Source organism: Urinicoccus massiliensis, from assembly GCF_900120405.1.
Taxonomy (GTDB): Bacteria; Bacillota; Clostridia; order Tissierellales; family Peptoniphilaceae; genus Urinicoccus; species Urinicoccus massiliensis.
Window position 1 is genome coordinate 934,351 of the sequence record NZ_LT635493.1, and the last position, 26,990, is coordinate 961,340.

Here is a 26,990-nt window from a genome sequence, read left to right on the forward strand (position 1 = left end):
CGCAAAATTTTCTAAAACGGCTTAATTACAAGCTATAAAGAGAATAAAAAATGGCTACTGGTAGTCAAATGGTACTGGAAGTAAAAAAGAATAAACTAAATAATTCTTCCAAGTGGTTTACATTTGGACAAAAAATCAGACCGTAGTTTCAAGCTGCGGTCTTTTTGCTATAATTATGAAAATTAATTTATTTAAATGTACAACTTTCTAATATATAATCAACAAGATATTTTAATTTAGTAAAATCATATTCTTTTTTATAGAATTGATGAAATGATTTGATTAGTAAATTTTTTGGCTCAATATTTCCTTGATATTGTATTAATTTATCATTAAAGCCAGTCCATCTAACATAAATTTCATCGTCTATTGAACTGTGATCTAAAAAACATTCTATAGAAACGGCTTTCCCATTTATATTTTCTAAAGAATCTCCCTGGGGACCCTTGCATTTAAAATTATCAAAATCTTTATAATTAGGCAGAGTTATAACATTTAGATTATTTGGCAAATCGATTGTTTTAATATCATTATAAACAGATATACCAGCTGTATCATTATCTAAAATAACTAAAATTTTATTTAAAATATTTATTTTGGATAATCCTTTAACAAAATTTTTTAAATTACCCGTTCCTGTAAAAGGATAGTTTTGCTCCATATCTATAAAATCAAAGAAATCTGCAATATCACTATAAAGTCGATTAATAGATTTTTTAATAATATCCGTGTCTGAACTACCTTCTGTTACAATAAGTATTTTTTCTTGTGTAGTTAATTTTGGGATTATATCTTCTTCTAAACTCCATCCGTTTTCAACAACATCTGCAAATCTCCAAATTACATCTAGGTTATGATTGTTTTCATTTTCACTCAGAATTCTTAATGTAATATATGGATCTAAATTTTCAAGAAAGTATCCAATAGTGTAAGCGTCATAATATGGAAAATTAGATAAATCCTTAATCTCATGTATAACACATTTCCTGACATACTCACCTAGATCATAGTCAAAATCATATTCTTCAGATGCCATATTTATATTCTGAATATCAACGTTTATCACTGTATTGTAAAAATCATGAAAACTTATCGGAGTAGAGGAACTGCATAGTTGTTTGAACATTGCCAATTCTTCGTTAAATAACTCTTCAATCTCATACAAACTATATCCTAACAAATCTAATCTTCTCCTTACAGACATGATATTTTTTGAAAAACCTTCTTTGTATTCGATTTTGTTGTCAGAATAGTAATAAGGTACTATTTTTATGTCTTCTTTCTGGAATAAGCAAGAATGATTATTAAACATATTATTTTTACCCCAATCAAGCTCCATTTTTCCTATTCCTAATGTAATCATAGAACCCATAAAAAGCACCTCTTATTATAAAAATTTTGATTTTTTAGGATAAGATAACTTCCAATCTTCAAATTCCTCGTTTGTTATCTCATCGTTGTAATGCTTTTTCTCATCTCATTCCATTCTATAAGAAAATTATTGAAGTCTACATCATTTGATAAAAGTCCAGTGATCTCTCCACCGCCTGCTAATGGTCTAAACTTCATATCTTCATCATAATCAAAAATTATATGCGTTATTTCTTTTGTTCAAGTACCGAAATGGTATGTGAGATCAGTTATACTCTTCCAGTTAAGCAACTTCTCTATATCGAGTATATACATATTCATAAATCTGTTGACGATACATAGAGATACTAACCTCATCGTAACACTCCGGCAATTCTGCCCAAAGGGTATCACGGATAAGATTATCAATAGCTGCTTTTGTTTCTTGCTTATCTGTCCAATGGTCAAATTCTGCAATTTTAGTTTTTATTTTCTGTATTAGGGATGCGGCAACTTCTTTAAGTTTCTTGATGTCTGTCTTGCTCAAATCATCACGGAACAACATATCATAAAGAGAAAGCTCTTCATCACTTGTAAAACCTTCACGGACATAGCGTTGTTCTTCATGGCCTATTCGATTAGCCAAATCCATCAACTCCATGAAAGTTTTCTCGATTGTGGCTCTGTCCTGCTCGCTATTATAATCATCGATAATTTGCTGATAGCGTTCGTAGTAGTTAATTCGATCAGGATTAGTAAAAAGCATACTGTCAAGTTTCTGTTGGATTGCTTCCTCTAAATCCCTTAAAACAAGGTTCTTTTTCTTAATCTTTGAGAACTCCCTGCGAAGAAGATCAAAGTCAATGTCACTGATATCAAACCTGCGTGGTTGTTCATACGCCATAGTAGGTGTATGCTGAATTTCAACATATGCACTTATAATTTCATTGATTTCAATCATAAGGTCAGTGGTATTGATGTGCTTACGCTTTTTTTGTAATTCGGCATAGATAGCGGCAATAGCTTCATACTGCTTACGAGTGTGACCAGTGATATCATCTCTGTCAGTATATTTCATTAGACGATTCAATTCCGATGCATAGGTAGTATATGTTTTTTTATCCTCAATCGAACCGCATACTGCATTCGCTGCTTCCTGGAGGTAGGATAGCTTCATAAAATCATAGGCGTCAATGAGCATTTCTAAGTCAAAATCATTTTCACTCAAAAATTCAACTACTTTACCAATAGTTTCGATAATACGAACAATAAGTTCGTCTTTATCTATTGTAGGGTCTGAGCCACCATCTCCACCTACATTAGCAGTATAATCTGCAAGAGCCTTTCTTAACGCTTTTACGATTCCAATATAATCTATAATCAAACCATTGCTTTTGCCTTCGCTGACACGATTGGCACGTGCTATGGTCTGCATAAGTGTATGAGCCTTTAATGGCTTGTCGAGATATAGGCATGAAAGACATTTAACATCAAAGCCAGTAAGCCACATTGCACATACAAAGACAACACGGAGCGGATTTTTTGAATCCTTAAATTCTTTATCTAAGTCACGCTTTTCCATCTTGCTGCGGTGAGTCTTTATGTCTAGATTCCATTTTTTAAATGTTTGGATTTCGTTTTGTTCCTGACTGATTACAACAGCCATTTCAGTTTCTTCCATCCATTTGATTTTTCGTTCAAGTTCAAGAGACTCTTGTTGACTGGCATTTTTCAAACTTGCCTTTAAGGTTTTGATTTCTGCTTTCCAATATTCCTGCACATAATTATACATACGGACACAGGTAACCTTGTTTAAGCAAACAAACATAGCCTTTCCGCTTGTCCATAAATCAGAGTAGTGGTTTACAAAGTCGCGGGCAATAGATCTTAGCCTAGGCTCGGCTGTGAGTAGGTGGATCTCCTTTGCAAATTCAGCCTCTAGCTTATCCTGTTGGTCAACATCAAGGTCAGCACTTTCGATAGCATCAAGAATTTGATTCGTGATTTCCGGATTGTGTAAATCAACAATCTTTTCCCCACGATTTTCGTAGTAAAGAGGGACAGTCGCACCATCTTCAACAGCCCTTTTAAAGTCATAAACGGATACATAACCACCAAAAGTACGAGCAGTAATATTATCACTGGAAAGTAATGGCGTACCTGTAAAGCCGATGCGTGCAGCAGTAGGCAACAATTTCATCATATTATCAGCGAAGATACCATATTGGCTACGATGGGCTTCATCAGACATGATAATGATATCATGATCGGGATAGATCGGCTTTTCATTCGGTTTATTAAACTTCTGTATCAAAGTGAAGATAAAGCTTGGATTTCCATGTAGTTTCTTAACAAGGTCCTCTCCACTTGTTGCAATAAATTCAGAAGCCTTGATATCCCTACCAAGCAGCCCACAATTCTCAAAGGTATCACTAATCTGCCTATTCAGTTCATCGCGGTCTGTAAGGATAACAAAGGTTGGCGTTCCTTCCATTTTTCTTCGGACCTTTTTTGCAAAGAAGACCATTGAATAACTTTTGCCAGAACCTTGTGTATGCCAGAAGACACCAAGCTTACCATCATTCAGATTTCTGTCCGCATAAGCCTTCATCGCTTCGTTCACACCAAGGTATTGGTGGTTACGAGCCAGTATCTTTACCGTGCGCCCATCAGAATGGTCATATAGGATAAAATTTTCAAATAAATCAAGGAAATTTTCCTTCTTACAAATACCACGAAGCATTGTTTCAAGAGCAACACTTCCTTGGTCCTCTTCGGCAAGACGCTTCCATTCATGGAAGAATTCAAACTTACTGCCAAGGGTACCAACCTTAGCCTCTGTTCCATTAGAAAGCATAATAAAGGCATTGTAATAGAACAAGTGGGGAATGGTATCAAGATAATCAGTGTAGTTATCTTCATAGGCATTCTGAACATCCACAGTATTCTTCTTAAGCTCTACAAAGAGAAGGGGAATCCCATTTACAAAGCCTACGATGTCCGTTCTTCTGCGATATAAATCTCCATGAATCTTAAGTTCCTTGATTGCAAGAAAATAATTTTCATCGGGATTATTAAAATCAATCACTATAGCCTTTTTTGTTTCCGTCTGACCATTTGGCTTTTTGACTGTAACTGGAATACCGTCTCGAAGGAAAAAATATTTTTCTTCATTCACTTGGAGGAGGGAAGAAGTAGACAATCTCTTTTCTAAAAGCTCCTGGGCCTCAATGATCTGATTTTCATTGATCCAGGGATTGAACTTTCTAAGAGCCTCTATAAAATAGCGAGTAAGCAAAATATCCTTATAGCTTTCTCTGCCGAAAGAGCCATTTTCACCGAGCACTTCAGTATTATAGGCAAACTGAACATCCCAGCCTAATTCATCACACAGTAAATTCCCAGCACTTTCCTGGACAAGGATATTCTCTGAATAATCATAGCTCATTGTTTTCCACCTCCCTTACACTTGGATTTCTCCACTCATTAATTTGGGTAATAAACGGTCACGGGCTTCAGCAGCAGTTATCATTGATTTATTAAGCAATATTTTTTTATCTATTAATGGTTTTGTCATTTCTTCAAACATTATTAGAACTTCTTTGCTTGGCTTCAAAATCTGCATCTGTCCAGTTCTTATTGGACTTAAATTTTGCTGAGCTGCACCATTGGCTAGATTATTCATATCATGAAACATCTTTTTGCTACTAAATAAGCAATACGCATAACAAGGATAGTCAGATGCAATTTTTGCTACACGCTGATTTAACAAGTAATCATTACCGATAACTGTACAAATTCTTCCTACATTACCTGTTAATGAAAGTAATGTATCACCTTCAATCAATTTGCAATGACTAGGCATCTTGGTAGGTATTTCAACTATTCTATTAACATTATTTCCATCAAATTTCCCATCCTGAACATTTTTTATAGTCACTATCTTGAATTTTCCTGTATTGTCAAATGAATTGCTTTTAAATGCATAACCACTTTGAAGCTTGATAAAACTATCTACGGTTGTGAAAGTCCATCCATCAGGCACACCATCAACAATCTCCACATCTTCATATCCCGGAAAATGCAAATCAACAAACCAATCCTTGTAGAGCCTCTGTGCTGCTTCTTCGAGAATTTTAATTTGTTTCTTATTATTTACAATTAAGTCATCGTAATTAGATAAAATATTTGCAATTTTATGTTGCTTCTCCATTGGAGGCAAGGAAATAATAAATTCCGGAAATTTAGCAATAGGTATTCTATCTACTGTTGCTCCAGTAATTATATGTGATGATACAGTTGATCGCCATTCCTCCGAAAAAAAATAATAATACAAATATTTCCCATGCGCTTTGGTTTCATCCGGTCTAATTAGTGCCATTCTTCTTCCAAGACATCCCCAAAAATCATCCGGAATAATAGCATATAAATTCAGCGTTGCCTCATACGAGAAAACAATATCTCCGCCTTTTGGAGTAACTCTCTTTGTCCACTTTGGGAGGTCATTCTCATTGATATGTTTAATATCAGAAAGATCGATATGACCATCTTTTGTTATATTTGATATTCCAAGAAAAATTGCTCCATCATCACTGGTAGGAGGTGTCGCATGAGGGCCATCATACAGTCCCTCATATACATCTCCAATTTTCACCTTTTCCCACATCATAGCCCCATCTCCTTCATATTCTGTGAGATGGTATCCATCAAGTCGTTTGATTCTGCCTGTAAAGACAATAATTCACGGTGGATTTCAGTCATGCGTTCTTCAAAGTCTACCCCATCATCTTCAAGGGGTGCCACGCCGACATAGGCTCCGGGAGTAAGGGACCAGCCCTTTTCTTCGATTTCAGAAATGGATGCTAGCTTACAAAGACCAGGGACATCAGCATAGACTCCCTCACCGAATTTTTCGTAGAGCCAGTTTGCTTCCTTAGCTATTGTGAGGGTATCGTTAAGTTCTGCAAGTTTTGTATCATAGGCTTCCTGGGTCTTTTTCTTTTCTCGTTTTTCAGCCGACTTGACTGCTTTTTTTGCTTCTGATCGAAGGGCTTTTGCCTTCTCTCCTAGTTCGTGTACTTGGTCTGCAAAAGGCCTATCACTGCCTAGAGCAGACCGATATTCATTAAGAAGGGCAGAGTATTTATCGACCTCGCCACGATATAGCCATACAATGGCATTCATGTTTTTAAGTTGCCAATCAGTCCATTCGTTCAGGGTACGGTCAACGACTGTATAATAATTTCTTGCATCGATGAAAAGGACCTTATCCTTGATGGGCTCAGTCTTTCCCTTATCAAAGAACCAAAGAGAACATGGTAAAGATTTGGTATAGAAAAAGTTATTGCCAACACTAACCATGGCATCGACATGGCCTGTTTTAACAAGACTTTCTCTGATGCTTTTATCTTTGCCTTGACTATCGGTAGCAGATGAAGCCATGACAAAACCGGCACGACCTCTTTCGTTAAGGTAACTATAGAAGTAAGAAATCCAAAGATAATTCGCATTTCCAATTTCTTTATTTTTATTGATACTTGGCATTCCAAAAGGCAAACGCTTTGCGCTTTCACATGATTCGGCCTTTACCTTGTCTACATTGAAAGGTGGATTTGCCATTACATAATCGCAAGAACCATCAAGCTTGTGGGCATCGTAATAGAAAGTGTTAGCTTGGTCACCGGATTTGATGACACCTGTTAGTCCATGCACTGCCATATTCATAAGGCAAAGCTGGGCATTATATTCAACCTTCTCCTGACCATAGAAGGTCATAGTGCTGTTGGCGTTCATTCCTGTAGCATTTACAAAATCCCCGGACTGGATGAACATACCTCCCGAACCACAAGCTGGATCCAGCAAGACTCCACTTGTAGGTTCGATTATATTAACAATCATCTTTACAAGAGACTTAGGGGTAAAGAAAACACCGTCGTCAGATGCGATATTTTTTGCAAATTTATTTAAAAAGTACTCATAGATTCTTCCGATAATATCTCCACCGACTTTATCAAGAGCAGAGTTATTAAAGATACGAAGAAGTTCTGATAAAATCTCATCAGAGAAATCGGTATAAGTCTTAGGAAGTACACCTACTAATTGCTCGCTTTGTTCTTCAATGAGATGCATAGCGTTATTGACAACTTCTCCTAAACTATTCATAGTATGACCGTCTTTATTAACAAGTCCTAAAGAAGAAATATCCTCTGGAAGGTTCAACAAGTAATCATACTGGGCTTCTTTAGGAAGATATAAGGCACTCTTGGCTGCGAAGTCGCTTGCCTCAACAGGTAAAACTCGACCGCCACGAGATGGACGTCCTTTTAAGATTTCTGCTTCAACCATTTTGTATCTGCTATAGGCGTAGCGTAGGAAAATAAGTCCAAGAACAGGCATACAATATTGATTTGATGTAAGCTTAGAACCTGCACGTAGTAAATCCGCAGATTCCCATAAATCTGATTCAAGTTTTCTTATATTAATCATTTCGATTTTTCCTCCGCTTTAAATTCCATAATATCAGTGGGCTTGCAGTGTAAGTCGTACATATGCCTTCCACTTTCTTTAGCTATATATTGCCCTGTATGAAGTTTAGTAATAATGTTGGTGAAAATATTGCTCATTCTCATTAAGTCTTGATTGGAAATGTCTTCATCAATTATAAAATGTAAGAGTTTTTATAACTAACAGCCATAGTTCCATTCTTATTATCTTAATTAAGATTATCATAATTATGTGAATATATCAACGATATAGAGAGCTAACTTAATAGGAATAGATCAGATTTTAAAAGCCGGTCTTTTTTATGTAGAAGTAACAAACCTTATAGAAAAATAGAAAATCATGAAGAGAAATATGGCAGATCCATTCTCTACCTCTTAATAAATCAAAGCGAGGTCATGGTGATTAGTATGGCAATTACAAAAATACATCCCATAAAAGCAACTTTAAATATGCTTTTTGTTATAATTATACTAATAAAGAGAGTGTATATGGAAACTACCATTTATGGCTATCGTATTATAATAGTGATAGAGATAAAAAATTAAGTTAATGTGAAGAGTTAGATGCTTCTATATAATGATATAATTTTTATAATGAGGAGATAATTATGAGATCAATGTTATTAAATCTAACCATAGTAAAAACACATATAAACTTTCTTGGAGTGATACAGGTTTGAATAAAGAAGTATGATGTTAATAATTTTTCTCCGGGACTGGGACGGGACTAAAAATCTGAAAACATCCTATAATTAGATGGATTTAATGATATTAGAAAAATTAGAACCTAGTATTTTGAATGGTTTTGGATACATCGTACGTTTGAAAAAGAATGGGAAGAGTAGCAAAAACCTGAAGGAGGGGTTGTATGGATATTTTACGGGCAATATTGCCTGTGGTCTTGGTTAGTTTAGTGGTGGTTTATATAATTCATACCACTAAGAAAAAAGCAAAAAAGAAAGAGATCGATAAGATAGAAGAAAGTTATCTAGTCGAGGGCATGACCATAGGAATGTGCCTAGGGACTGCAGTTGGAATTGCCCTGAATATGGAAAATATAGCCATAGGCATATCTGTGGGTATGCTCATTGGGATGCTGGTGGGCATGGCTAGTAAAAAATAAAGATAGAGAAAAAAGGTCCATCCTTAGGATGGGCCTTTTGCTTTGCTGGGAAGAAGATAAAATGAAAAAATGCAGCAGGCCAGTTAAAAAAAATAATATTTTAACAAAATTTAATAAAGTGATAAAATATCTTGAATTATTTTTAACAATCATTTATAATTAAAGTGAACATTTATAAAAAATATATGTTTAAATATAAAAGGAGGAATCTATGTCGAAAGAGAAAAGAATGCCAAAATTATGGGAAGCTCTTTTCCCGATGTTCGCCATGGCGGTGATTGTTGTCTATTCCATGCTAGTTTTGGAAATTGATCCGCATATCCCCATTGTTTTATCAACTATTGTTGCAGCACTAATGGCTTGGAAGGTGGGTCTAACATGGACAGAAATCAATGATGGAATGATTACGTCTGTTTTTAGGGCCATAGAAGCACTTATGATTGTCATGTGCGTAGGTATGTTAATTGGGTCCTGGGTTTTATCAGGAATTGTTCCGGCCATGATTTACTATGGTTTAGAAATAATCAGCCCAAAACTATTTTTACCCACAGGCTGTATTTTATGTGCAATTGTTTCGGTAGCTACAGGGTCTGCATGGACTTCTGGAGGTACGGTTGGCGTGGCCTTGATGGGAATTGGTGCTGGACTTGGAATTCGACCAGAAATCACAGCAGGTATGGTTATTTCTGGTGCCTATTTTGGAGATAAGATTTCTCCCTTATCTGACAGTACAAACGTAGCAGCAGCTGCAGCAGAAACAAACCTATATGAACACGTTCGGTCCATGTTATATACGACAGCTCCCAGTATGATTATTGCCTTGATTATTTACACAATCATAGGATTAAATCATTCATCAGATAACTATAGCCTGAGTTTAATTGATGAGATGCGGGGAGTTTTAGCCCAAAACTTCACAATAACACCAGTCTTATTTATTGGACCCCTCTTTGTTTTACTATCAGCCTGGAAAAAAATACCAGCAATTCCGTCCTTACTTATGGCCAGTGGAGTAGGCTGTGCCCTCGCTTTTATCTATCAAGGTGCAAATTTAGTTGACGTATTAAACGTCTTGTTGGATGGATATACCGGGGATACGGGAATGGAATTGATAGATCGTTTGTTGACTCGTGGAGGAGTCAATGGAATGATGTGGACTATTTCCTTAATTATCTTTGCCCTTTGTTTTGGTGGAATTTTGGAAAAAGCTCGCTTTACCGATGCAATCTTAATCCGAGTTATGAAATATGTCCATAGTGTAGGATCTCTCGTCCTGACGACAATTGTAACAGGAATTTTATGTGACTTTGTCTTAACAGACCAATACTTAGCTAATATTATTCCTGGCCGGATGTACTATAAGCTCTATGATGAAATGGGCTTGAAGAGAAGTTATTTATCCAGAACCTTGGAAGATGGTGGCAGCTTGTGGTCTCCTATGTTTCCATGGAATGGGTGTGGGGCATACCAGGCAGCTACTTTAGGCGTAGCAACTTTTTCTTACCTGCCTTTTGCCTTTTTGAATTTACTCAATCCCATTGTAGCCATTATTATGGCCTATGCAGGAATCTTTATTTTCCGAAAGGGAGATAAGCGACCATAACTCTTTAAGATTTAAATAAAAAAGGTCCATCCTTAGGATGGGCCTTTTGCTTTGACAATTTTCCCTACTTCAAGACAATCAATTGTTTCCTTTCATTAAAGAAGCTTTTATAGGACAGGTAGCAGGCGATAAAGGAGGCGATGGAGGTGGCGGACAGGAGCATGAAGGTGACCATAATTTGGTATTTGATGGCTTCTATGGGGGAGGCCCCGGCCAGGATTAAGCCGGTCATCATGCCGGGGAGGGAGACGATGCCCAGGGTTTTGGCGGAATCGATGGTGGGGACCATGCCGGTTTTTATGGCGTCTCGGATAATTTCGATGGAGGCGGGAAGGATGTCGGCCCCCAGGGCGAGTTTGCTTTCCACTTCTGGGGCCTTGTCTTTAAAATTGGCGGCCAGTTGTTTGTAGCATAGGCCTAGGGCCACCATGGCATTGCCAATGATCATGCCGCTAATGGGGATGATTTGGTAGGGTTGGTAGCGGATGGTGTGGGACAGGACCAGGATCAAGAGGGTAATGATGGTGCCGGCGGCTATGGACAAAAAGGAAATGGCCAGGCCGTTTTGAATCATCCGGCCTCTTTTATGGGCATTAAAGGCCCCGTTAAAGATCATAAAGAGGACCAGGAGGCTGGTAAAGAGGGGGTTTTCGCAGCCGAAGATGTAGTCCAGGATGTAGCCCACAAGGACCAGTTGGACAACGGCCCGGACAACGCCAATGAGGATGTCTTTTTCGAGTTTGAGTTTTTGCCAATAGGAGAAAAAGAGGGTAATGAGGATTAGGCAGGATGAAAATCCCAGGGAGAGCACGCTAATATGGTTTACGGAATTCATTGGAGGACCTCCTGGAAGGATACAAGTTTTCCCTGGTCAAGGGTCAAGAGTTTATTGGCGTAGTGTTTCCCTTGGTGGATTTTGTGGGTCACCGAGAGGATGGTGGTGCCTTGGGCATTGAGGTCGACCATGGCTTTTTCTACCAAGGCGGCGTTGTCTCGGTCCAGGGCGGAGGTGACTTCGTCTAGGAGGAGGACTTCTGGCATAAAGACCATGGTCCTGACCAGGGCAATTCTTTGTTTTTCTCCCCCGGAAAGGGCGTGGACTTCTCTACTTAAATAGCCTCGGGACATGTGGAAGAGGTCCAGGAGGGCGTGGATCCTATCAAGGTCTGGTTTTTTATGGCGGATATCATAGGGGAAGGCTAGGTTGTCCAGGACGGTGCCGGTAAAAAGATGGGGGGTTTGGAAGCAGTAGCCGATGTTTTTTCTCAGGTCTCCAGGGGGGTAGTCCAGGTAGTTTTTCCCCTTAAAGAGCATGTCGCCTGAGCTGGGGCTAATGAGGTGGCTGGCCAGTTTCAGCAGGGTGCTTTTCCCGCTGCCTGAGGGGCCTACAATGGAGATGAAGTCGCCGGCTTCCACATCTAGGGAAATGTCTCGCAAGATTTCCCGGTCCTGGGTCTGGTAGTTTAGTTTTTTAAATTCTAATAGGGGCAAGTTGATCACCTTTCTTGGTTTTTGGACAGGTCTGTTTTTTGAAGAATGATGGCGGGGTGGTTTTCTCATGACTTCCATGGGATAGAAGACTTCTTGTATTTTATGCTAGCACAATCTTTTCGGCTGTCAAGGGGGCTTGCCGGGGAAGTTTTTTCCTTTTTCGACCCGGAAAATTCCCCCAACTTGTCTGATAGCTTTTTTCAATCAAGGGTACAAATAAAACATAGACAAAGAAAGACAAGCAGGAGGTCCGGAATGAATACTGAACAAAAACAAGTCAAAAATTTTCACTACGCATGGGTTATTTTATTTGTGGCGTCGTTGGTTTTAGGGGTCTATGTCCCCATTGTCAACTCCCTGTCCAACAGCTGGCAGTTGGCAGTGACCCAGGACTTGGGTTTTTCCAGGACGGCCTTTTCTCTTACTGGGACCATTACCCAGGCGGTGGGAATTTTTCTGGGGCCAGTGATGTCTTATTTTCTAACCAAGTATAATTTTAAGCGGATCTGGACTTTCGGGGCCCTGGTCTTTTCTGCTGGGGTCTTTGGCTACTCCCTGGCCCAAAACCAATACCACTTTTACATTTTGGGCTTTTTGGTTGGGGGCGCCTATATTGCCACGGCCCAAATTCCCATGATGATGTTGATTAACAACTGGTTCCAAGAAAAAAGGGGCCTGGCAACGTCCATTGCCGTTTCTGGAATTTCGGCAGGTGGGGCTCTTTTAAGTCCCTTGATTTCTAGCTTGATTGGGAATTTCGGTTGGCGGGCTTCCTACCGGGTTTATGCCCTGATTATTTTGGGCCTAGGCCTGGTTTTCGGTCTCTTTTTAATCTACTTAAAGCCGGAAGACAAGGGGCTAAAGCCCTATGGATACCGGGAGGGAGGCCCGGAAAAAATAGACTTGACCAAGGATTCGGACCGGTCCTTAAATGTGGGCTTGACCATTGCCGCCTCCTTGTCTGCCAGCTTTTTTATTTTCCTCCTCTTGGGGTCTGTTTTAAATGGTCTGGCCAACGGGGCCAGCCTGCAATTTCCGCCGGCCCTCCAAGGGGCTGCTGGCTTCCAAGTGGCGGCCAAGGTTATGTCCATTTACCTCTTGCTGGGAGTTTTTGGAAAATTGCTCCTGGGACGGATTGCGGACAAGCAGGGGATCCACCATGCCCTGGCCTTTGGGGCTGGAACCCTGGCCTTGAGTTTTGTGGTGATTTTGTTTGTGGAAAAATCCTGGGGGCCCTGGCTCTTTTCTATTGTTTTTGGTTTTGGTCTGGCCCTGGGGTCGGTGCTGCCTCCCCTGGTGACCTCCACCATCTACAACCGGGAAATGTACGGGGAGGCCTATGGTTTTGTCCAATCGGCCACCCAGGTCGGGGCTGCCTTTGGTCCCCTGTTGGTTTCCTATATTTATGATGCCCAAGGCTCCTACCAATGGGCCTGGGTCATCAACATCGTTTTTGCCTGCCTAACGGGAATCTTTTGGTTCTTGGCCCACCAAGGGGCTAAAAAATATGCCAATGGGGCCGGGGCCTAGAAGGGAGAATAGGAATGGAAAAGTATTTGAAAATTTTACAAGACCTGGTTCGAATTGAATCGGTGAACGACCATGAAAGACAAGTGGCGGAATATATTGAAGGAGTTTTTAAGGGCCGGGACCGGGTGGAAAATCAAATTATTGATTCCTATCCCGGACGGGCCAATATTATTGTTAAAGTAAAGGGCAAGAGGCCGGGGAAAATTTTTGCCTTTTCCGGCCACCTGGATGTGGTGGCTCCCGGAGAGGGGTGGACCCATCCGCCCTTTGGGGGAGAAATCCAAGGCGACAAACTCTATGGCCGGGGAACTTGTGACATGAAGGCCGGGGTGGCGGCTAGCATCTATGCCATCCTGGATATTTTAGAAGAAAATCGAGACTTTCCCGGAGAAATTTGGTTTATCGGAACAGTGGGGGAAGAAATCGGCATGCAGGGTGCCCTGGACCTGGTGGAAGGGGGCTACCTAGATGGGGTGGACGCCATTTTAATTTCAGAACCCACCAAGAGGGACGGAGAAAACCAGGCCATTTTTGCCTGCAAGGGGTCCATTATGTACACCATTCAGTCCCAAGGAAGGTCGGCCCATTCTTCCATGCCAGACTTGGGGATCAATTCCATCCTGGCCCTTAGCGACTATATCCGTCAGGTGCAAGAAGAATTTGACCAGGTAACGGCCAATCCCGCCTATCAAAACAAGGACCTAGGGTCCACCATCAATGTTTTTTCCATGATCCAAGGGGGTAACCAAGTTAATTCCGTTCCGGAAAAGGCCTGGCTCAAGGGAAACATTCGAACGGTACCGGAATTTGGGTCCGACAAGGCCATTGGACTTTTGCAAGACTTTATCGAAAAAAATAACCAGGACCCAACCAGGGCAAGAATGAGCCTGGAATTGGACCAAGTCCTGGATCCGGCTCAAGCAGGCAGGGACAATGCCCTAATCCAAGCCTTGAAGAAGTCGGGCCAGGGAAAAAATATCCAGGTCCGGCCCCTCATTGGCGCCTGCGAATTGTGTCGCTATATCAACCTGCCGGGAGAGGTCCAGCTCCTGGTGTATGGTCCCGGCCTAACCAAAAACGCCCATGTGGTTGATGAATACATTGAATTGGATGAATACCTGGACACCATTGAAATTTTTAAGAAGACGGCCCTGGATTTTTTAGGAAGGCCAGAAGAAAATAGAGATTGAAAAAGAAGACCAAGTAGGATAAACTAATAACAAATGAGCTAAATTCAAAAAAATAAAGTGAGGTGTTTTGATGAAGTGTCCAGCTTGCGGGAAGGAAAATGCTTCCGATGCAAAGTTTTGTAATTCCTGTGGGAGCCCCTTGGCCTTTCCGGGAAACCATGAAGTGGAAGACCGCTTGCCTTTTTCAAACCAGGAGGATGAGAGGATAAGCCTCCGGGAAGAGGGACGAGAAGTCTACCCCCAAGGTTATTATGAAGACAGGCCCAGTAAGTCTCAAAAAAAGATGGCTGTAAAAATAGTTAGCCTCTTGGTGGCCCTGGCCATCGTGTGTGTTTTGGGACTTTTTGCCGTCAAGACCTGGAAGAGGGCCGGCCTGGAAAAAGAGGCCACCCAGGCCATGGAAGAAGGCAACTACCAAGATGCTACGGTTAAGTTCCAAGACCTTTACAAGGCCACCGACCAAGAAAAATATCAAAAGAAGATGACAGAGGCCCATGCCCTGGCCCAGGACAGTGAAAGTTTGGAAAATGCCAAAAACCTCCTGGCTCAAGGATCCTACAAGCAGGCCCTGCAAAAACTACTGGAAGTCCGCAACCACAACAATGGCATCAAGCAGGAAGCGGAAAAGGTCTTAACGGACTTGCAAACGACTGTTGAAGGCAAGGTGGATGCCTATAACATGATGCAGGACTATTCCACCTCCATCCAATTGTTAAATGGCCTCTTGGCCGTGGCACCGGAAAATGAGTCCTTCCTGGCCATGAAGACCCATGCCCTCAGCGCCCAAACAGGCATGAATGAAGAAAAGGCCCGGGCAGAAACCGAAGCCAAGGCAGCGGAAGAAAAGGCCAAGAAGGAAGAAAAAGAGGCAGCCAGCCGGGCCAAGCAAGCCAAGGCGTCTAGCAATATCATCAATACCTTCCAATATGTTACCAGTGGGTCAGCCAATGTCCGGTCTGGTCCCGGGAAAAACTACCGGGTCAACTACTCCTTGGACCGGGGAGCGGAAGTCTACGTCTATGATACCTTCTACGACGGAACCAGGACCTGGTGTAATATTGGGGATGGTTGGATTTCCTACCGGACCCTAAATGGAGAATTATAAAAGAAAAGAAATCCTCTTCAAAATGGCCAAGGCCAGAATGAAGAGGGTTTTTATATGTTGAAAAGAGACTTTAGGGGTATAGATAAAAGGCAAGAAAAACCAGTTTGAATATAAAGGAGGATTTATGGGACAATTAATCAATGGACAATGGGTAACCAGCCAAGGCCAAGCCAGTAAGGATGGTTCCTTTAAAAGAAAGGAATCCAGTTTTAGGAATTGGATTGAAAAAAACGGCCCCTTTCCCCCGGAAAAAGATCGCTACTTGCTCTATGTTTCCCTGGCCTGCCCATGGGCTTCCAGGACTCTTATGATGCGTAAACTCAAGGACCTGGAAGGAATCATCGACCTGGCCATTGTTTCTCCCTTGATGGGGGAGGATGGCTGGACCTTTGAAGACTATCCCGGTTCTACAAGGGACCCCCTTTTTGGCGCCCGCTATCTCAGGGAAATTTACACCCAGGCAGACCCCAAGTATACAGGTAAGGTTACGGTGCCGGTCCTTTTTGATAAAAAGAAAAAGACCATCGTCAACAATGAGTCTGAAGAAATTTTAAGGATTCTGAATACGGCCTTTAATGACCTGACGGGGAACCACTTGGATTTTTATCCCCAGGAATTGAGGGAGGACATTGACCGGATCAACCAAGAAGTCTACCACCATGTCAACAATGGGGTCTACAAGGCTGGTTTTGCCACCAAGCAAGAAATTTATGAAGAAGAAGTCCGGGGACTCTTTAAGACCCTGGATTGGTTGGAAGACCTCCTGGAAGGTAAGGACTATCTCTTGGGGGACCGGTTTACGGAAGCTGACATCCGGCTCTTTGTCAGCTTGGTCCGCTTTGACCCAGTCTACTATGGCCACTTTAAGTGCAACCTAAAACAAATCAGGGACTATCCCAAGCTTTGGGCCTATACCAAGAGGATTTACGCCCTGCCAGGAATCAAGGAGACCGTCAACATGGACCACATCAAGAGCCACTACTACTGGTCCCACCCCAGCATCAATCCCACCCGGATTGTCCCCCTGGGCCCCTTGGAAGACTTGGATTGAAGAGGAAATTCCGGGCAAAAGTGAAAGATGTTAAAACAATGAGCCCTTGTTTTCCAGGAAGGCCAGGACTATATTGGTCTTAACTAAATTGGAAAACAGGAAGGAGTTTATGGATGAAGGAGAAAAAAAGAGCCTTGAGTCCAGCCATCCAGGTGATTCTCATCTTTGGGATCATCTCCATGCTGGGAGATGTGATTTATGAATCTGCCCGGGGGGTCAATAGCCAATACTTTAACCTTATTGGGGTTTCTGCCACAAAGGTTGGAATCGTCTTTGGGATTGGGGAATTAGTTGGTTATTTTCTACGCCTCTTTGCAGGCTATTGGTCAGATGTGAGCCAAAAACATTGGCTTTTTATCTTTATCGGTTATGGGATGTTAATTGTGGTTCCCCTGATGGGGATGACCCTAAACTGGAACCTCTTGGTGGTCTTTATCCTCCTGGAAAGGTTGGGTAAGGCCCTGAGAAATCCAGCCAAGGACACCATCTTGTCCAGTGTGGCAGAAAAAGAAGTCAACCTGGGGATGGCCTTTGGTCTCCAAGAGGCCCTGGACCAATTGGGAGCCTTTATTGGTCCCTTAATTTTCACGGGAGTTTTTTATTTTACCGGAAGAAATGGCCTGGTCCAATACCAAATGGGCTACAAGGCTTTAATTATTCCCTTCATCCTTTTAATGTCCTTTGTCTACTATGCTTACCGGACAGTGGAGAAAAAACAAGTCATCCAAGAGATGAAGATTCGGGACTTCGACAACAGGTCACTCAAGGGAATTTTTTGGGTCTATACGGCCTTTATCTTTGCCACAACATTGGGTTTTGCCAACTTTGCCATTATTGGCTACCATTTAAAGGATACAGGCCTTTTGGGAGATGGACAAATCACCATGGTCTATTCCTTTGCCATGGTTGTAGATGCCCTGGCAGCCTTGGCCGTGGGTAAGGCTTACGATTCCTTAAAGGAAAAGACCAAGTTAAGGACTGGGGGGATTTTAATCCTAGGTCTGGTTCCTCTTTTTACCATGGGCCTTCCCTTCTTAACTCTGAGTTATTCAGTGCCCTTGATTGTCTTGGGTATGTTCTTATGGGGCCTGGTAATGGGAGCCCATGAGACAGTTATGAAGTCAGCCATTGGGGACCTAGTGCCCTTTTCCAAAAGGGGCCGAGGGTATGGGGTCTTTAATGCAGCTTACGGTCTAGCCTTGTTCTTTGGGGCTTCTTACATGGGCTTTTTCTATGACCAGCAAAAGACTTGGTTGATCTTTCTCCTATGTATTGTCTGTGAAATTTTTGCTCTCTTCTTGTACCGAAAGATGCAAAAAATGATCCATGAAAACAAGTAAAAAAGAGAAATAAAAAAATAGGAAGGCCTCCCACCAGGGAGGTCTTCCTATTTTTATAAGGGGAAAAAGTTCCTAAATGCGATCAGCAATAACTGCTAATTCGCCACGAGTAATTTGGTTGGCAGGGTTAAAAGCACCAGCTTGGGGGCTTAACCAACCCAGGGCTAAAACAGCTGCAACAGGTTCTTTTACCCATTGTATTAAGCTGGCTTCGTCGCTGATTTGAACAAGTCGAGTAGGTATGGGCTTGGCAGCTTCCTTAGCATAGGCATTTAAGATAAGGGCTGCAGATTGACGGTTTAAAACAAAGGTCTTTTGGATGGCATATTGGTCCAGAAGTGCATCCAAACTGCCTGCCTTGAATCCGGGATCCTTGGCATCCAAAAGGGCAAGAAGGTCTTCCACATAGACAATTTTGTCTGGGGCAAACTTATCTTCAACCTTGGACATCCAGCCCTTGCTAATGGCTTTTTCCAGGGGAGCCTTGGCCCAATGTTTTGCTAATTCGTCTTCTGTAGTGGCTGTTCCCTTGTCCAGGGGTTGGGCAGAGGCAGCCTTATTGGAAAATCCTAATTCCTTTAAGATTTGTTCTTGTCTTTCTTGACCTAAAAGACTGGGAATGTAGGGTTTGGTCTTGCGGTCGGGGTATCCGTTGACACCAGGGTTACCAGACACGTCCAGGAAGTAGGTGTTGAGTTCTTTAGCCATTAAAGTAGCGTCATCGTAAGCTTTTTGTTGGTATTCCATGGAGAGCTTGGTAGCCAATTGACGGCCAGCTTCAGTAGATGTTTTGTAGGCTTGGATTAATTGGGCGTCCAATTCCTTGTCAATGCGTTTCAAGATGGTTTTTTCTTGAAGGTCATTGTATTCACGGACATATTTTCCATAGAGGTTCCGGTTGATTTCACTTAAGGCAGATACTTGACGCATGGTCCAGTAGGCTGATTCTGGAGTGTATTGGTCACCAGGAACTTGGTAGGGGGCAATGGTGTCGGTGATGGGGCCAAAGATGGGAACATATTGAGAATGTTCAGCATTTCCCATGGCAACCCAGAGGATTCCGCCTAGTTCTTTAGGATAGTTTTCTTTAATTTGGATTACGTGAGCGTGTTCTTGTTCAACAGTACCAATGGGGCGAACCTTGGCATTTTTAGGAAGGTTGGCATCCTTGTCGGTACCTTCGTAACGAGTTCTTTGGAATTCCATTAATTTTTTAATGGAGATTTTTTTATCGGTTTTTTGTAAAAGGTCAAAACTTGCGGCATTGTAGGGGATTTTTTTGTCTGGATCCAAGAAGTTGATTCCACCCCATAGACGGTCCCTATTACCGGAAGCTAGAGGTTCAGCATAAGTTTTTTGGACGTGGATTAAGCCATCTTCTTCAACCAAGAAGCCATTTTGTTTGGCCAGGTTGATTAAGTTCTTAGAAGCCACAACATTTTCTTTGTCCTTAACATCTACTTTACCTAACATAAAGCAGTTGGGGAAGACAGAGTAGGCATCATCGGGATATTTAATGGCGACATATTGGTGACCAGTTAAAAGTTCCATGTACCAGATTTCTTTTTGGTCAGCAATAACAACAATAGCCCCTTCTTGAAGACCCTTGGTATTCATGATATCGGCTAAGACATCCACCCCTTCCCGGGCGGTTTTAATTCTTGGAAGAACCACACTGACAACAGAGGATTCGTAAAGTCCGTGGTCAGTTAGGGGGTCAGCAGAAAGAGCCTTATCATTGGCAGTAGCTGTAACAGTGGCTGTCATGGTGACGCCATTTTCATTCCAACCCGTTGCTTCGAAGACGTCTCCATCATCTTGGTAGCCGTCAGGAACGGTAACAGTAGCGTAGGTTTTTTCGGGCATAGGATATGTAAATCCATAGACGTCCTTGTACATATCGCCTTTTTTGTAGGTTTTTGCAGGAGTTGCAATGACTGTTTTATTGTAGGCAGAAGACCAGTCTTCTGTCCGGCCAATCATTGGATTGCCATCTGCAGATACTTTTTTACCGACGATAACACCGGTACAAGCGAGAACTTCGGACATGGGCGTTAAGAGGAAAACACCAATTAAGGCCAGAGATAATGCTTTCTTGACAAAGGTTTTCATAATGTATCATCCTTTCTGTTGTTTGTTTTTATTATAACACGCATATAAATTAAAACAAGGTAAATAAATAAAATAGACTTGTTAAATTATTGGGATTTAAATAAAAAGATCAGGCAAAAAAAGAAAAATAGGAAAATGATTTTCTAAAATAAAGTAAAAGACAGGGAGCTTTCCCAGAGTCGGGGAAGGGAAGAAAATTTTCTTCCTCTTTTTTTATCCGCCTATTAAAAGAGCCTGGCTTGTGCTAAAATAAAGGTATTAAATAAAAGGAGGGATCAGATTGGAAAACAATCAATCGTTTTTGGAACGCAAGTTTTTGCTAAGTCAGCATAAGACCGATGCAAAAACAGAGTTTATGGCCGGATTAACGACATTTATGACCATGTCCTATATCCTAATTGTCAACCCCAGCCTATTGTCACAAACAGGTATGGACAAGGGAGGCGTCTTTACAGCCACCATCATTGCATCCATTATTGCCATGTTGCTGATGGGCCTTTACGCCAACATGCCCTTTGCCCTGTCGGCAGGAATGGGCTTAAACGCCTTTTTCACCTTTACCGTTTGTCTTGGTATGGGCTATGACTGGTCATTTGCTTTAACCGCTGTATTTTTAGAAGGTATTATTTTTATCCTATTATCCTTTTTCAATGTCCGGGAAGCAATTTTTACAGCCATTCCCTATTCATTAAAAAAGGCGGTGTCCGTAGGGATCGGTCTCTTTATTGCCCTGATTGGTTTTACCAGTTCAGGCCTAATTGTAGCCAATGAAGCAACCTACCTGTCTATGGGCAACCTCTTGACCAAGGAAAGCTTTATTGCCATTGTGGCCCTATTTACCATGGCCATCTTAACAGCCAAACAAGTTCGGGGAGCCTTGTTATACGGGATTATTATCTCAACAGTGATTGCCCTGATTACAGGGGTAACCCATTTTCCGGGAATTGCAAGTTTATTCTCCCTACCCCCGTCCATTAAGGATGTGGCCTTCCACCTGGAATGGAACAACATCCTCACCTTTGACATGTTTTCCGTCATGTTCACTTTCCTCTTTGTGGATATTTTTGACACAGTAGGAACCCTAACTGGGGTGGCAACCAAGGCGGACTTAATTGACAAAGACGGAAACCTGCCGGGCGTTAGCAAGGCCCTCTTGTCGGATGCCATTGGAACAGTTTGTGGTGCCCTTTTGGGAACATCCACCATTACCACCTTTGTTGAATCAGCCAGTGGGGTAGCAGATGGGGGACGGACAGGGTTGACCTCCCTATCCACAGCCTTTTTCTTCTTTATCTCCCTCTTCTTATTCCCACTTTTCTCCATCGTACCACCCCAAGCAACTGCTGCAGCCTTGATCATGGTTGGTCTTTTCATGATGAGCCCCATTACTGAAATTGACTTCAGTGACTATACGGAATCCGTACCGGCCTTCTTGACCATTGCCATGATGCCCTTTGCCTATTCCATTGCCGAAGGGATTTCTGTAGGGATGATCTCCTATGTGATTATGAAGGTTGTTACTGGTCGATCCAAGGAAGTATCAGTAGTTATGTATATCTTGGCCCTTGTTTTCTTGCTGAGATATTTAAGCCCACTTGTTTTTTAAAAAAGTTTAAGAATTTAGGGGAAATAGTTGATTTACGAGGAAAAAATTCGCCAAGAAATTATAGACGACCCAGATAATGCAGATTTTAAAGCCATGGGTTATAAACCCTTGTTCTCTGCAAACCCTAAGGCTCGGATTGTCCTAATAGGACAGGCGCCGGGAATTCGGGCCCAAGAAAGTGGTAGGCTTTGGCAGGACCAAAGTGGGGAAAGACTTATGAAATTTTTAGCTGTGGATGAGGCTACTTTTTTCAACCCATCCTTGTTTGCCCATTTACCCATGGATTTTTATTTTCCGGGCAAGGGCCCTAATGGAGATAAAAAACCTCGCAAGGGCTTTGCTAAAAAATGGCACCCGCTTTTGTTAAAAGAGATGAAGGAAATTCTCTTGTTCATTCTCATTGGCAAGGGGGCGCAGGATTTTTATCTTGGATCTACTGTGCAAAAAAATTTAACGGAAACCGTCCGACATTACAAGGACTACTTGCCGAAATTTTTCCCTATTGTACACCCATCGCCAAGAAATCAAATTTGGATGCATAAAAATCCCTGGTTTGCAAAAGAGGTCCTCCCGGCCCTACAAACCAGGGTAGCTGAAATTCTAAGTTTATAGTTTTAAGGGAAGCACCAGGCTAAAGGGGCTTCCCTTTTTGCTTGCGGGGAAAAGAAAGTGGAGGGGAAAAATGACAAAAATTCTATGGGAAAAGCTATAAATTAATGAACGGGTTTAAAGCCTCCGATAGCTGGACAAAACTCCCCAATTTTAGTACAATAGGCTCAGATGAGAAAACGCTTTACTTTTATTGGAGAGGTTCATACGGAACTGAATTATTGGGATTAAGACTAAGGATTGAGATAGCATAAGCCGATATTTAAGGAGGCAAAAATGTCAGTTCATGAAACAGGATTAAAGGGCTATACCATTCGGGATGCAAACCGGGAGGATACCAAGCAAATTGTGCAATTTATTCGCGACTTGGCAGACTATGAAGGCTTCTTACATGAAGTCAAGGCCACAGAAGAAATCATTGAGCAATCCGTCTTTGATGAAGGGGCAGCCAATGTTGTTATGGCAGAATTAGATGGCAAGCCCATCGGATTTGCCCTCTTCTTCTATAACTTCTCCACCTTTGAAGGGCGGCCGGGACTCTACCTGGAAGACCTCTATATTCAACCGGAATATCGGAATCGGGGTTATGGAAAGAAATTATTAGAATTTCTAGCCCATAAGGCCCATTCCAGAAACTGCAAGCGCTTTGAATGGTGGTGCCTGGATACCAACACCCCCTCCTATCAATTCTACAAGGGCTTAGATGCCGAAGACATGGTAGACTGGACGGTCTTTCGAATTGATGGGGACACACTGATTAACATGAGCCGAGATTTTGAAGAAGGCCAAAAGGGCTAAACCAATCCAAATCAAATGAAATCAAAATCCCCGCTTCCAGGGCTTAAACCTTGGCGGCGGGGATTTTTTTAGCCTTGTTTCAGGGGGAGGTCCAGGCTAAAGGTGGAGCCGGATTTTCCCGTGGAGGATACGTAGACCCTACCATGGTGGAGGAGGACAATTTTTTTCACAATGGACAGGCCCAGGCCTGTAGAGGGGATGTTGGAGGAAAAGTTCTTGTCCAGCTTGTAGTAGCGGTCCCAGATATAGGGGAGGTCTTCTTCCTTGATGCCGGGTCCCTGGTCTTTGATGGAAACCAGGACCCGGTTTTTTTCTAAGACCTGGTTAACTTGGATCAGACCGTCTTGGGGGCTATGAGCCATGGCATTGACCAGGAGGTTGTAGAGGACCTGGTTGATCTTATTTTCGTCAGCTTCCAGCCAGATATCTTGGTCGCAGTGAAAGGTAAAACGCAAGTTCCGACCGGGGTCCAGGGCCTGGAGTTGGTGGATGGTATCCCGGATGGCCTGGCTAAGATTGTAGTTACTTAAATCCAGGGGCAGGCGGCCGACTTCCAGGGCGGACTTGTTTAAGAGATCGGAAACCAACTTGGACAGGCGGGTCACTTCTCTTAGGATGATTTGACTTTGGTCCGGGGTGACTTCCTGGGGAAAGTCGTGGATGAGTTCGGCCTGGGAGTAGATCAGGGCCAGGGGGGTCCTTAGGTCGTGGCTGACATTGGCCAAAAGTTCCCTCCGGTCTTGGTCCAAGAGGGCCAGGTCCTTGGAGGCTGTAGTTAATGTATGGGAGAGTTCTTGAATTTCTCGGTAGCCGGATTCTTGAAAATTGCCCTGGTAGAATCCCTTGGACAATTTTTTTGCCTCCCGGTTGAGGCGGACAATGGGCCGGGCAATCATCTTGGAAAGGTAGAAGGCTGCCAGGCTGGAAAGAACCAGCATAATGATGGAAACTAGACGCAGCTGGTAGCGGAGGGTGGAGATGGTGGCATCCACAGGACTTAAGAGGGCGTAAAAGGTCAGGGAGATTTGAGACCCGTCCTTCAGGGTGTAGATATGGTCTTCTTTTAAAATTTTGGGGTCTGGGTCCAGTTGGAAGTAGTCTTCTAAAAGGTAGGGGATTTCAAAGTCCTTACTAACTTGGACAACAATATTTTTGGATTTTTCCAATTCTTTTAAGACAACAGGCAGGTCCGGGGAGTTAATGTGGCGGCCCACCAGGTGGATGGCTTCCCGGACTTCTTTTTCCCGAATCATCTCATAGGTGTCTGACAGGAAGATGGTTTGCAGGGCCCACAAGAGGGCCAAAAGAAAGAGGTTAAAGGCAAAAAAGAAGAGGAAGATTTGCTGGCGGAGGGGTTTATTTTTCATCGAAACGGTAACCATATCCCCTGAGGGTCACAATGTTTTGGGCATAGGGCCCCAGGGCCTTTCTTAAAAGTTTAATGTGGGTGTCCAGGGTCCGGTCGTCTTCTTCCTTGTAGCCCCAAAGGTCTTCCAGGATTTGGGCCCTGGACTTGGCAATGCCCTTGTGGGCAATAAAGTAAAACAAGAGGGAGTATTCCATGGGGGCCATGGAAATTTCTTGCCCCTGGATCAGGACTTTTTTGCTGGTAAGGTCTACTGTTAGGTCCTTGTATTGGTAGACTTCATGGGGGCTAGCTTTTTGGCTGCGACGGAGGATGGCCTGGACTCTAAGCATGATTTCTCTGGAAGAAAAGGGCTTGACTACATAGTCGTCTACCCCTAATTCAAAGCCGATGATCCGGTCAAATTCATCTCCCTTGGCAGTCAGCATCAGGACCGGGACCTGGGAAAAGGTCCGGATTTCTTTCAGGGCTGTAAAACCGTCCATGACGGGCATCATAACATCCAGGATCAAGAGGTCAAAGTCTTCTTTTTGACAGAGGTCCAGGGCCTCTTGACCGTTGGCTGCCTCCAAGACTTGGTGGCCGTCCAAGGCGGCATAGCGTTTTAGGCTGTCTCGTAAAATTTTTTCATCATCACAAATAAGTAATTTTGCCATATTTCCTCCTTATCCTTATTTTATTATAGCAGGACCCCAGCAAAATCCCTATAAAAAATCTTTTAATAGCAGAAAAGTGAAGAAAATAGGAATCCAGGGCTCTTTCTCTTTACCCCGGTAAAAAACTGTGCTACAATATGAAGCATGTATCTAAAATGGCAGGACCTAGACGAGGCTTTCAAACCCGGCGGGGTCAAGGCCATAAAAAATTCTAAAGGAGGGAGATGCACATGAAAACACAAAAGAAGTTCAGGTCCAAGTGGGGCTTTTTATTAACCTCTGTTGGATCGGCTGTGGGCATGGCCAATGTATGGGGCTTTCCATACAAGGTATCCAGCAATGGCGGAGGAAGTTTTTTAATCTATTATCTCTTGTTTATTGCCCTATTTTCTTATGTTGGTTTATCGGCAGAATACGCCATTGGCCGACGGGCGGAAACAGGAACCCTGGGTGCTTATGAATATGCCTTTCGGTCAAACAAATTACATGGACTGGGAAAATTCATCGGCTACTTGCCTCTTTTAGGGTCCATTTGTATATCCATTGGCTACGCAGTAATTATTTCCTACATTTTAAAATCCCTGGTGGATTCTTTTACGGGAACCCTGATGACGGTAGACACCCTGGCCTGGTTCCAATCTTTTGCCCTGGAGGGCTTTAAGGTTCTACCCTACCACTTTATTGTCATCTTGATTACCCTACTAACCTGTATCACCGGAGCCCATTCTATTGAAAAGGCCAACAAGGTCATGATGCCCTTGTTCTTTGTCCTCTTTGTATTTTTAGCCATCCGAGTGGCCTTGCTTCCCAATGCCTTGGCCGGCTATAAGTTTATCTTTACACCCAACCCGGCTGAGTTGACAGACCCCACCACCATTGTCAATGCCATGGGACAAGCCTTTTTCTCCCTGTCCATTACAGGAAGTGGGATGATTGTCTGTGGGGCCTACCTGTCCAAGGAAGAAGACATTGTTTCCGGAGCCAAGCAAACAGCGATTTTTGACACCATTGCTGCCTTTGTGGCTGCCCTGGTTATGATTCCAGCCCTTTTTGCCTTCCACCAAGACCAAGTTGGTGGACCGGACCTGCTCTTTGTTATCCTGCCCAAGATTTTGCAAGAAATCCAAGGGGGACAAATTTTTGCCATTGTCCTTTTTGTAGCGGTCTTATTTGGAGGAATTTCCTCCCTACAAAATATGTATGAGGTAGTTTGCGAATCCATCCTCCACCGCCATCCCAAGCTGTCCAGAAAGCTGGTCTTGTTGATGATTGGTCTGGTGTCCTTTATCCCCGGGGTTTTTATGGAGGACATTGTCCACTGGGGGCCTTGGATGGACTTGATCTCCATCTACATCATCCCACTGGGGGCAACCCTGGGAGCCATTAGCTGGTTCTGGATCCTTAAGAAGGATGAATTGTTGGACGAAATCAATACGGGCATAGGAGGAAAGAAGCCCTATGGGAAGACCTGGTACGCCCTAGGTAAATACATTTATGTTCCCTTGTCCATCCTCTTATGTTTAATTGCCCTGGTTTTTAAAATTGCCTTTTAAAAAA

At 42.5% G+C, this 26,990-nt stretch carries 20 protein-coding genes; 11 read left to right on the forward strand and 9 right to left on the reverse strand.

Features of this window, described 5'->3' with window-relative positions:
• Window positions 1-187 precede the first annotated feature (187 nt).
• The 4 genes from BQ7400_RS09030 to BQ7400_RS09050 all read right to left on the reverse strand — a co-directional run bounded on the left by BQ7400_RS09030 (window position 188) and on the right by BQ7400_RS09050 (window position 7,836).
• Window positions 188-1,372, reverse strand: a complete 1,185-nt coding sequence (locus BQ7400_RS09030; RefSeq protein ID WP_072470243.1) for a HEPN/Toprim-associated domain-containing protein — start codon at window positions 1,370-1,372, stop codon at window positions 188-190.
• A gap of 282 nt (window positions 1,373-1,654) precedes the next feature.
• Window positions 1,655-4,798, reverse strand: coding sequence for a type I restriction endonuclease subunit R (locus BQ7400_RS09040; RefSeq protein ID WP_072470244.1), 3,144 nt, complete (start codon window positions 4,796-4,798; stop codon window positions 1,655-1,657).
• A gap of 15 nt (window positions 4,799-4,813) precedes the next feature.
• Window positions 4,814-6,019 (reverse strand): restriction endonuclease subunit S, encoded by a 1,206-nt coding sequence (locus BQ7400_RS09045; RefSeq protein WP_072470245.1) that lies wholly within the window; start codon window positions 6,017-6,019, stop codon window positions 4,814-4,816.
• A complete protein-coding gene (locus tag BQ7400_RS09050) occupies window positions 6,016-7,836 on the reverse strand; it encodes a class I SAM-dependent DNA methyltransferase (protein WP_072470246.1) in 1,821 nt (606 codons plus the stop codon). The genes BQ7400_RS09045 and BQ7400_RS09050 overlap by 4 nt, the downstream gene beginning before the upstream one ends.
• 885 nt (window positions 7,837-8,721) lie before the next feature.
• On the opposite strand from BQ7400_RS09050, the gene BQ7400_RS09060 reads away from it, so the two are divergent.
• Both BQ7400_RS09060 and nhaC read left to right on the forward strand, forming a co-directional pair.
• Window positions 8,722-8,976 (forward strand): glycine zipper domain-containing protein, encoded by a 255-nt coding sequence (locus BQ7400_RS09060; RefSeq protein WP_072470247.1) that lies wholly within the window; start codon window positions 8,722-8,724, stop codon window positions 8,974-8,976.
• 211 nt (window positions 8,977-9,187) lie between these two features.
• Window positions 9,188-10,579: a Na+/H+ antiporter NhaC gene (gene nhaC, locus BQ7400_RS09065; RefSeq protein WP_072470248.1), complete on the forward strand. Its 1,392-nt coding sequence runs from the start codon at window positions 9,188-9,190 to the stop codon at window positions 10,577-10,579.
• Window positions 10,580-10,643: 64 nt separating this feature from the next.
• Here nhaC and BQ7400_RS09070 read toward each other — a convergent pair whose 3' ends face one another.
• Together BQ7400_RS09070 and BQ7400_RS09075 are read right to left on the reverse strand one after the other, a co-directional pair.
• Complete coding sequence (locus BQ7400_RS09070; protein ID WP_072470249.1) at window positions 10,644-11,414, reverse strand: ABC transporter permease; 771 nt, start codon at window positions 11,412-11,414, stop codon at window positions 10,644-10,646.
• Window positions 11,411-12,070 (reverse strand): ABC transporter ATP-binding protein, encoded by a 660-nt coding sequence (locus BQ7400_RS09075; protein WP_072470473.1) that lies wholly within the window; start codon window positions 12,068-12,070, stop codon window positions 11,411-11,413. Before BQ7400_RS09075 ends, BQ7400_RS09070 begins: the two co-directional genes overlap by 4 nt.
• A 255-nt stretch (window positions 12,071-12,325) precedes the next feature.
• Between BQ7400_RS09075 and BQ7400_RS09080 the strand changes: the two genes are divergently transcribed.
• The 5 genes from BQ7400_RS09080 to BQ7400_RS09100 all read left to right on the forward strand — a co-directional run bounded on the left by BQ7400_RS09080 (window position 12,326) and on the right by BQ7400_RS09100 (window position 18,286).
• Window positions 12,326-13,600 carry an MFS transporter gene (locus tag BQ7400_RS09080; protein WP_072470250.1) on the forward strand — a complete coding sequence of 425 codons (1,275 nt, stop codon included), beginning with the start codon at window positions 12,326-12,328 and terminating at the stop codon, window positions 13,598-13,600.
• Window positions 13,601-13,614: 14 nt separating this feature from the next.
• Window positions 13,615-14,790 carry an ArgE/DapE family deacylase gene (locus BQ7400_RS09085; protein ID WP_219306819.1) on the forward strand — a complete coding sequence of 392 codons (1,176 nt, stop codon included), beginning with the start codon at window positions 13,615-13,617 and terminating at the stop codon, window positions 14,788-14,790.
• Window positions 14,791-14,860: 70 nt separating this feature from the next.
• The gene (locus BQ7400_RS09090; RefSeq protein ID WP_072470252.1) at window positions 14,861-15,895 is read left to right on the forward strand and encodes a zinc-ribbon domain-containing protein; all 1,035 of its coding nucleotides are present in this window, start codon (window positions 14,861-14,863) and stop codon (window positions 15,893-15,895) included.
• 124 nt (window positions 15,896-16,019) lie between these two features.
• A complete protein-coding gene (locus tag BQ7400_RS09095; RefSeq protein ID WP_072470253.1) occupies window positions 16,020-16,946 on the forward strand; it encodes a glutathione S-transferase family protein in 927 nt (308 codons plus the stop codon).
• A gap of 113 nt (window positions 16,947-17,059) precedes the next feature.
• A complete protein-coding gene (locus BQ7400_RS09100; RefSeq protein ID WP_072470254.1) occupies window positions 17,060-18,286 on the forward strand; it encodes an MFS transporter in 1,227 nt (408 codons plus the stop codon).
• A 72-nt stretch (window positions 18,287-18,358) separates the two neighbouring features.
• On the opposite strand, the gene BQ7400_RS09105 is transcribed toward BQ7400_RS09100, so the two are convergent.
• Entirely contained in the window at window positions 18,359-20,398 is a 2,040-nt protein-coding gene (locus BQ7400_RS09105; RefSeq protein WP_072470255.1) for a C69 family dipeptidase, read from the reverse strand.
• Between the two features lie 280 nt (window positions 20,399-20,678).
• Here BQ7400_RS09105 and BQ7400_RS09110 point away from each other — a divergent pair, with 280 nt between their 5' ends.
• From BQ7400_RS09110 to BQ7400_RS09120, 3 genes are all read left to right on the forward strand, one after another.
• Complete coding sequence (locus tag BQ7400_RS09110; protein ID WP_034437748.1) at window positions 20,679-22,004, forward strand: NCS2 family permease; 1,326 nt, start codon at window positions 20,679-20,681, stop codon at window positions 22,002-22,004.
• Between the two features lie 27 nt (window positions 22,005-22,031).
• The gene (locus tag BQ7400_RS09115; RefSeq protein ID WP_094230618.1) at window positions 22,032-22,616 is read left to right on the forward strand and encodes a uracil-DNA glycosylase family protein; all 585 of its coding nucleotides are present in this window, start codon (window positions 22,032-22,034) and stop codon (window positions 22,614-22,616) included.
• A 273-nt stretch (window positions 22,617-22,889) separates the two neighbouring features.
• The gene (locus BQ7400_RS09120) at window positions 22,890-23,411 is read left to right on the forward strand and encodes a GNAT family N-acetyltransferase (protein ID WP_072470256.1); all 522 of its coding nucleotides are present in this window, start codon (window positions 22,890-22,892) and stop codon (window positions 23,409-23,411) included.
• Between the two features lie 68 nt (window positions 23,412-23,479).
• Here BQ7400_RS09120 and BQ7400_RS09125 read toward each other — a convergent pair whose 3' ends face one another.
• On the reverse strand, window positions 23,480-24,778 hold the full coding sequence (locus tag BQ7400_RS09125; protein ID WP_072470257.1) for a sensor histidine kinase: 1,299 nt from the start codon (window positions 24,776-24,778) through the stop codon (window positions 23,480-23,482).
• Complete coding sequence (locus BQ7400_RS09130; protein ID WP_034437755.1) at window positions 24,768-25,433, reverse strand: response regulator transcription factor; 666 nt, start codon at window positions 25,431-25,433, stop codon at window positions 24,768-24,770. The genes BQ7400_RS09125 and BQ7400_RS09130 overlap by 11 nt, the downstream gene beginning before the upstream one ends.
• A 230-nt stretch (window positions 25,434-25,663) precedes the next feature.
• On the opposite strand from BQ7400_RS09130, the gene BQ7400_RS09135 reads away from it, so the two are divergent.
• Window positions 25,664-26,986, forward strand: a complete 1,323-nt coding sequence (locus tag BQ7400_RS09135; protein ID WP_072470258.1) for a sodium-dependent transporter — start codon at window positions 25,664-25,666, stop codon at window positions 26,984-26,986.
• Window positions 26,987-26,990: the final 4 nt, after the last annotated feature.

Coding starts and splice junctions, on each gene's coding strand:
- BQ7400_RS09030 (WP_072470243.1), bottom strand. CDS start 1,372: ATGGGTTCTATGATTACATTAGGAATAGGAAAAATGGAGCTTGATTGG.
- BQ7400_RS09040 (WP_072470244.1), bottom strand. CDS start 4,798: ATGAGCTATGATTATTCAGAGAATATCCTTGTCCAGGAAAGTGCTGGG.
- BQ7400_RS09045 (WP_072470245.1), bottom strand. CDS start 6,019: ATGATGTGGGAAAAGGTGAAAATTGGAGATGTATATGAGGGACTGTAT.
- BQ7400_RS09050 (WP_072470246.1), bottom strand. CDS start 7,836: ATGATTAATATAAGAAAACTTGAATCAGATTTATGGGAATCTGCGGAT.
- BQ7400_RS09060 (WP_072470247.1), top strand. CDS start 8,722: ATGGATATTTTACGGGCAATATTGCCTGTGGTCTTGGTTAGTTTAGTG.
- nhaC (WP_072470248.1), top strand. CDS start 9,188: ATGTCGAAAGAGAAAAGAATGCCAAAATTATGGGAAGCTCTTTTCCCG.
- BQ7400_RS09070 (WP_072470249.1), bottom strand. CDS start 11,414: ATGAATTCCGTAAACCATATTAGCGTGCTCTCCCTGGGATTTTCATCC.
- BQ7400_RS09080 (WP_072470250.1), top strand. CDS start 12,326: ATGAATACTGAACAAAAACAAGTCAAAAATTTTCACTACGCATGGGTT.
- BQ7400_RS09085 (WP_219306819.1), top strand. CDS start 13,615: ATGGAAAAGTATTTGAAAATTTTACAAGACCTGGTTCGAATTGAATCG.
- BQ7400_RS09090 (WP_072470252.1), top strand. CDS start 14,861: ATGAAGTGTCCAGCTTGCGGGAAGGAAAATGCTTCCGATGCAAAGTTT.
- BQ7400_RS09095 (WP_072470253.1), top strand. CDS start 16,020: ATGGGACAATTAATCAATGGACAATGGGTAACCAGCCAAGGCCAAGCC.
- BQ7400_RS09100 (WP_072470254.1), top strand. CDS start 17,060: ATGAAGGAGAAAAAAAGAGCCTTGAGTCCAGCCATCCAGGTGATTCTC.
- BQ7400_RS09105 (WP_072470255.1), bottom strand. CDS start 20,398: ATGAAAACCTTTGTCAAGAAAGCATTATCTCTGGCCTTAATTGGTGTT.
- BQ7400_RS09120 (WP_072470256.1), top strand. CDS start 22,890: ATGTCAGTTCATGAAACAGGATTAAAGGGCTATACCATTCGGGATGCA.
- BQ7400_RS09125 (WP_072470257.1), bottom strand. CDS start 24,778: ATGAAAAATAAACCCCTCCGCCAGCAAATCTTCCTCTTCTTTTTTGCC.
- BQ7400_RS09130 (WP_034437755.1), bottom strand. CDS start 25,433: ATGGCAAAATTACTTATTTGTGATGATGAAAAAATTTTACGAGACAGC.
- BQ7400_RS09135 (WP_072470258.1), top strand. CDS start 25,664: ATGAAAACACAAAAGAAGTTCAGGTCCAAGTGGGGCTTTTTATTAACC.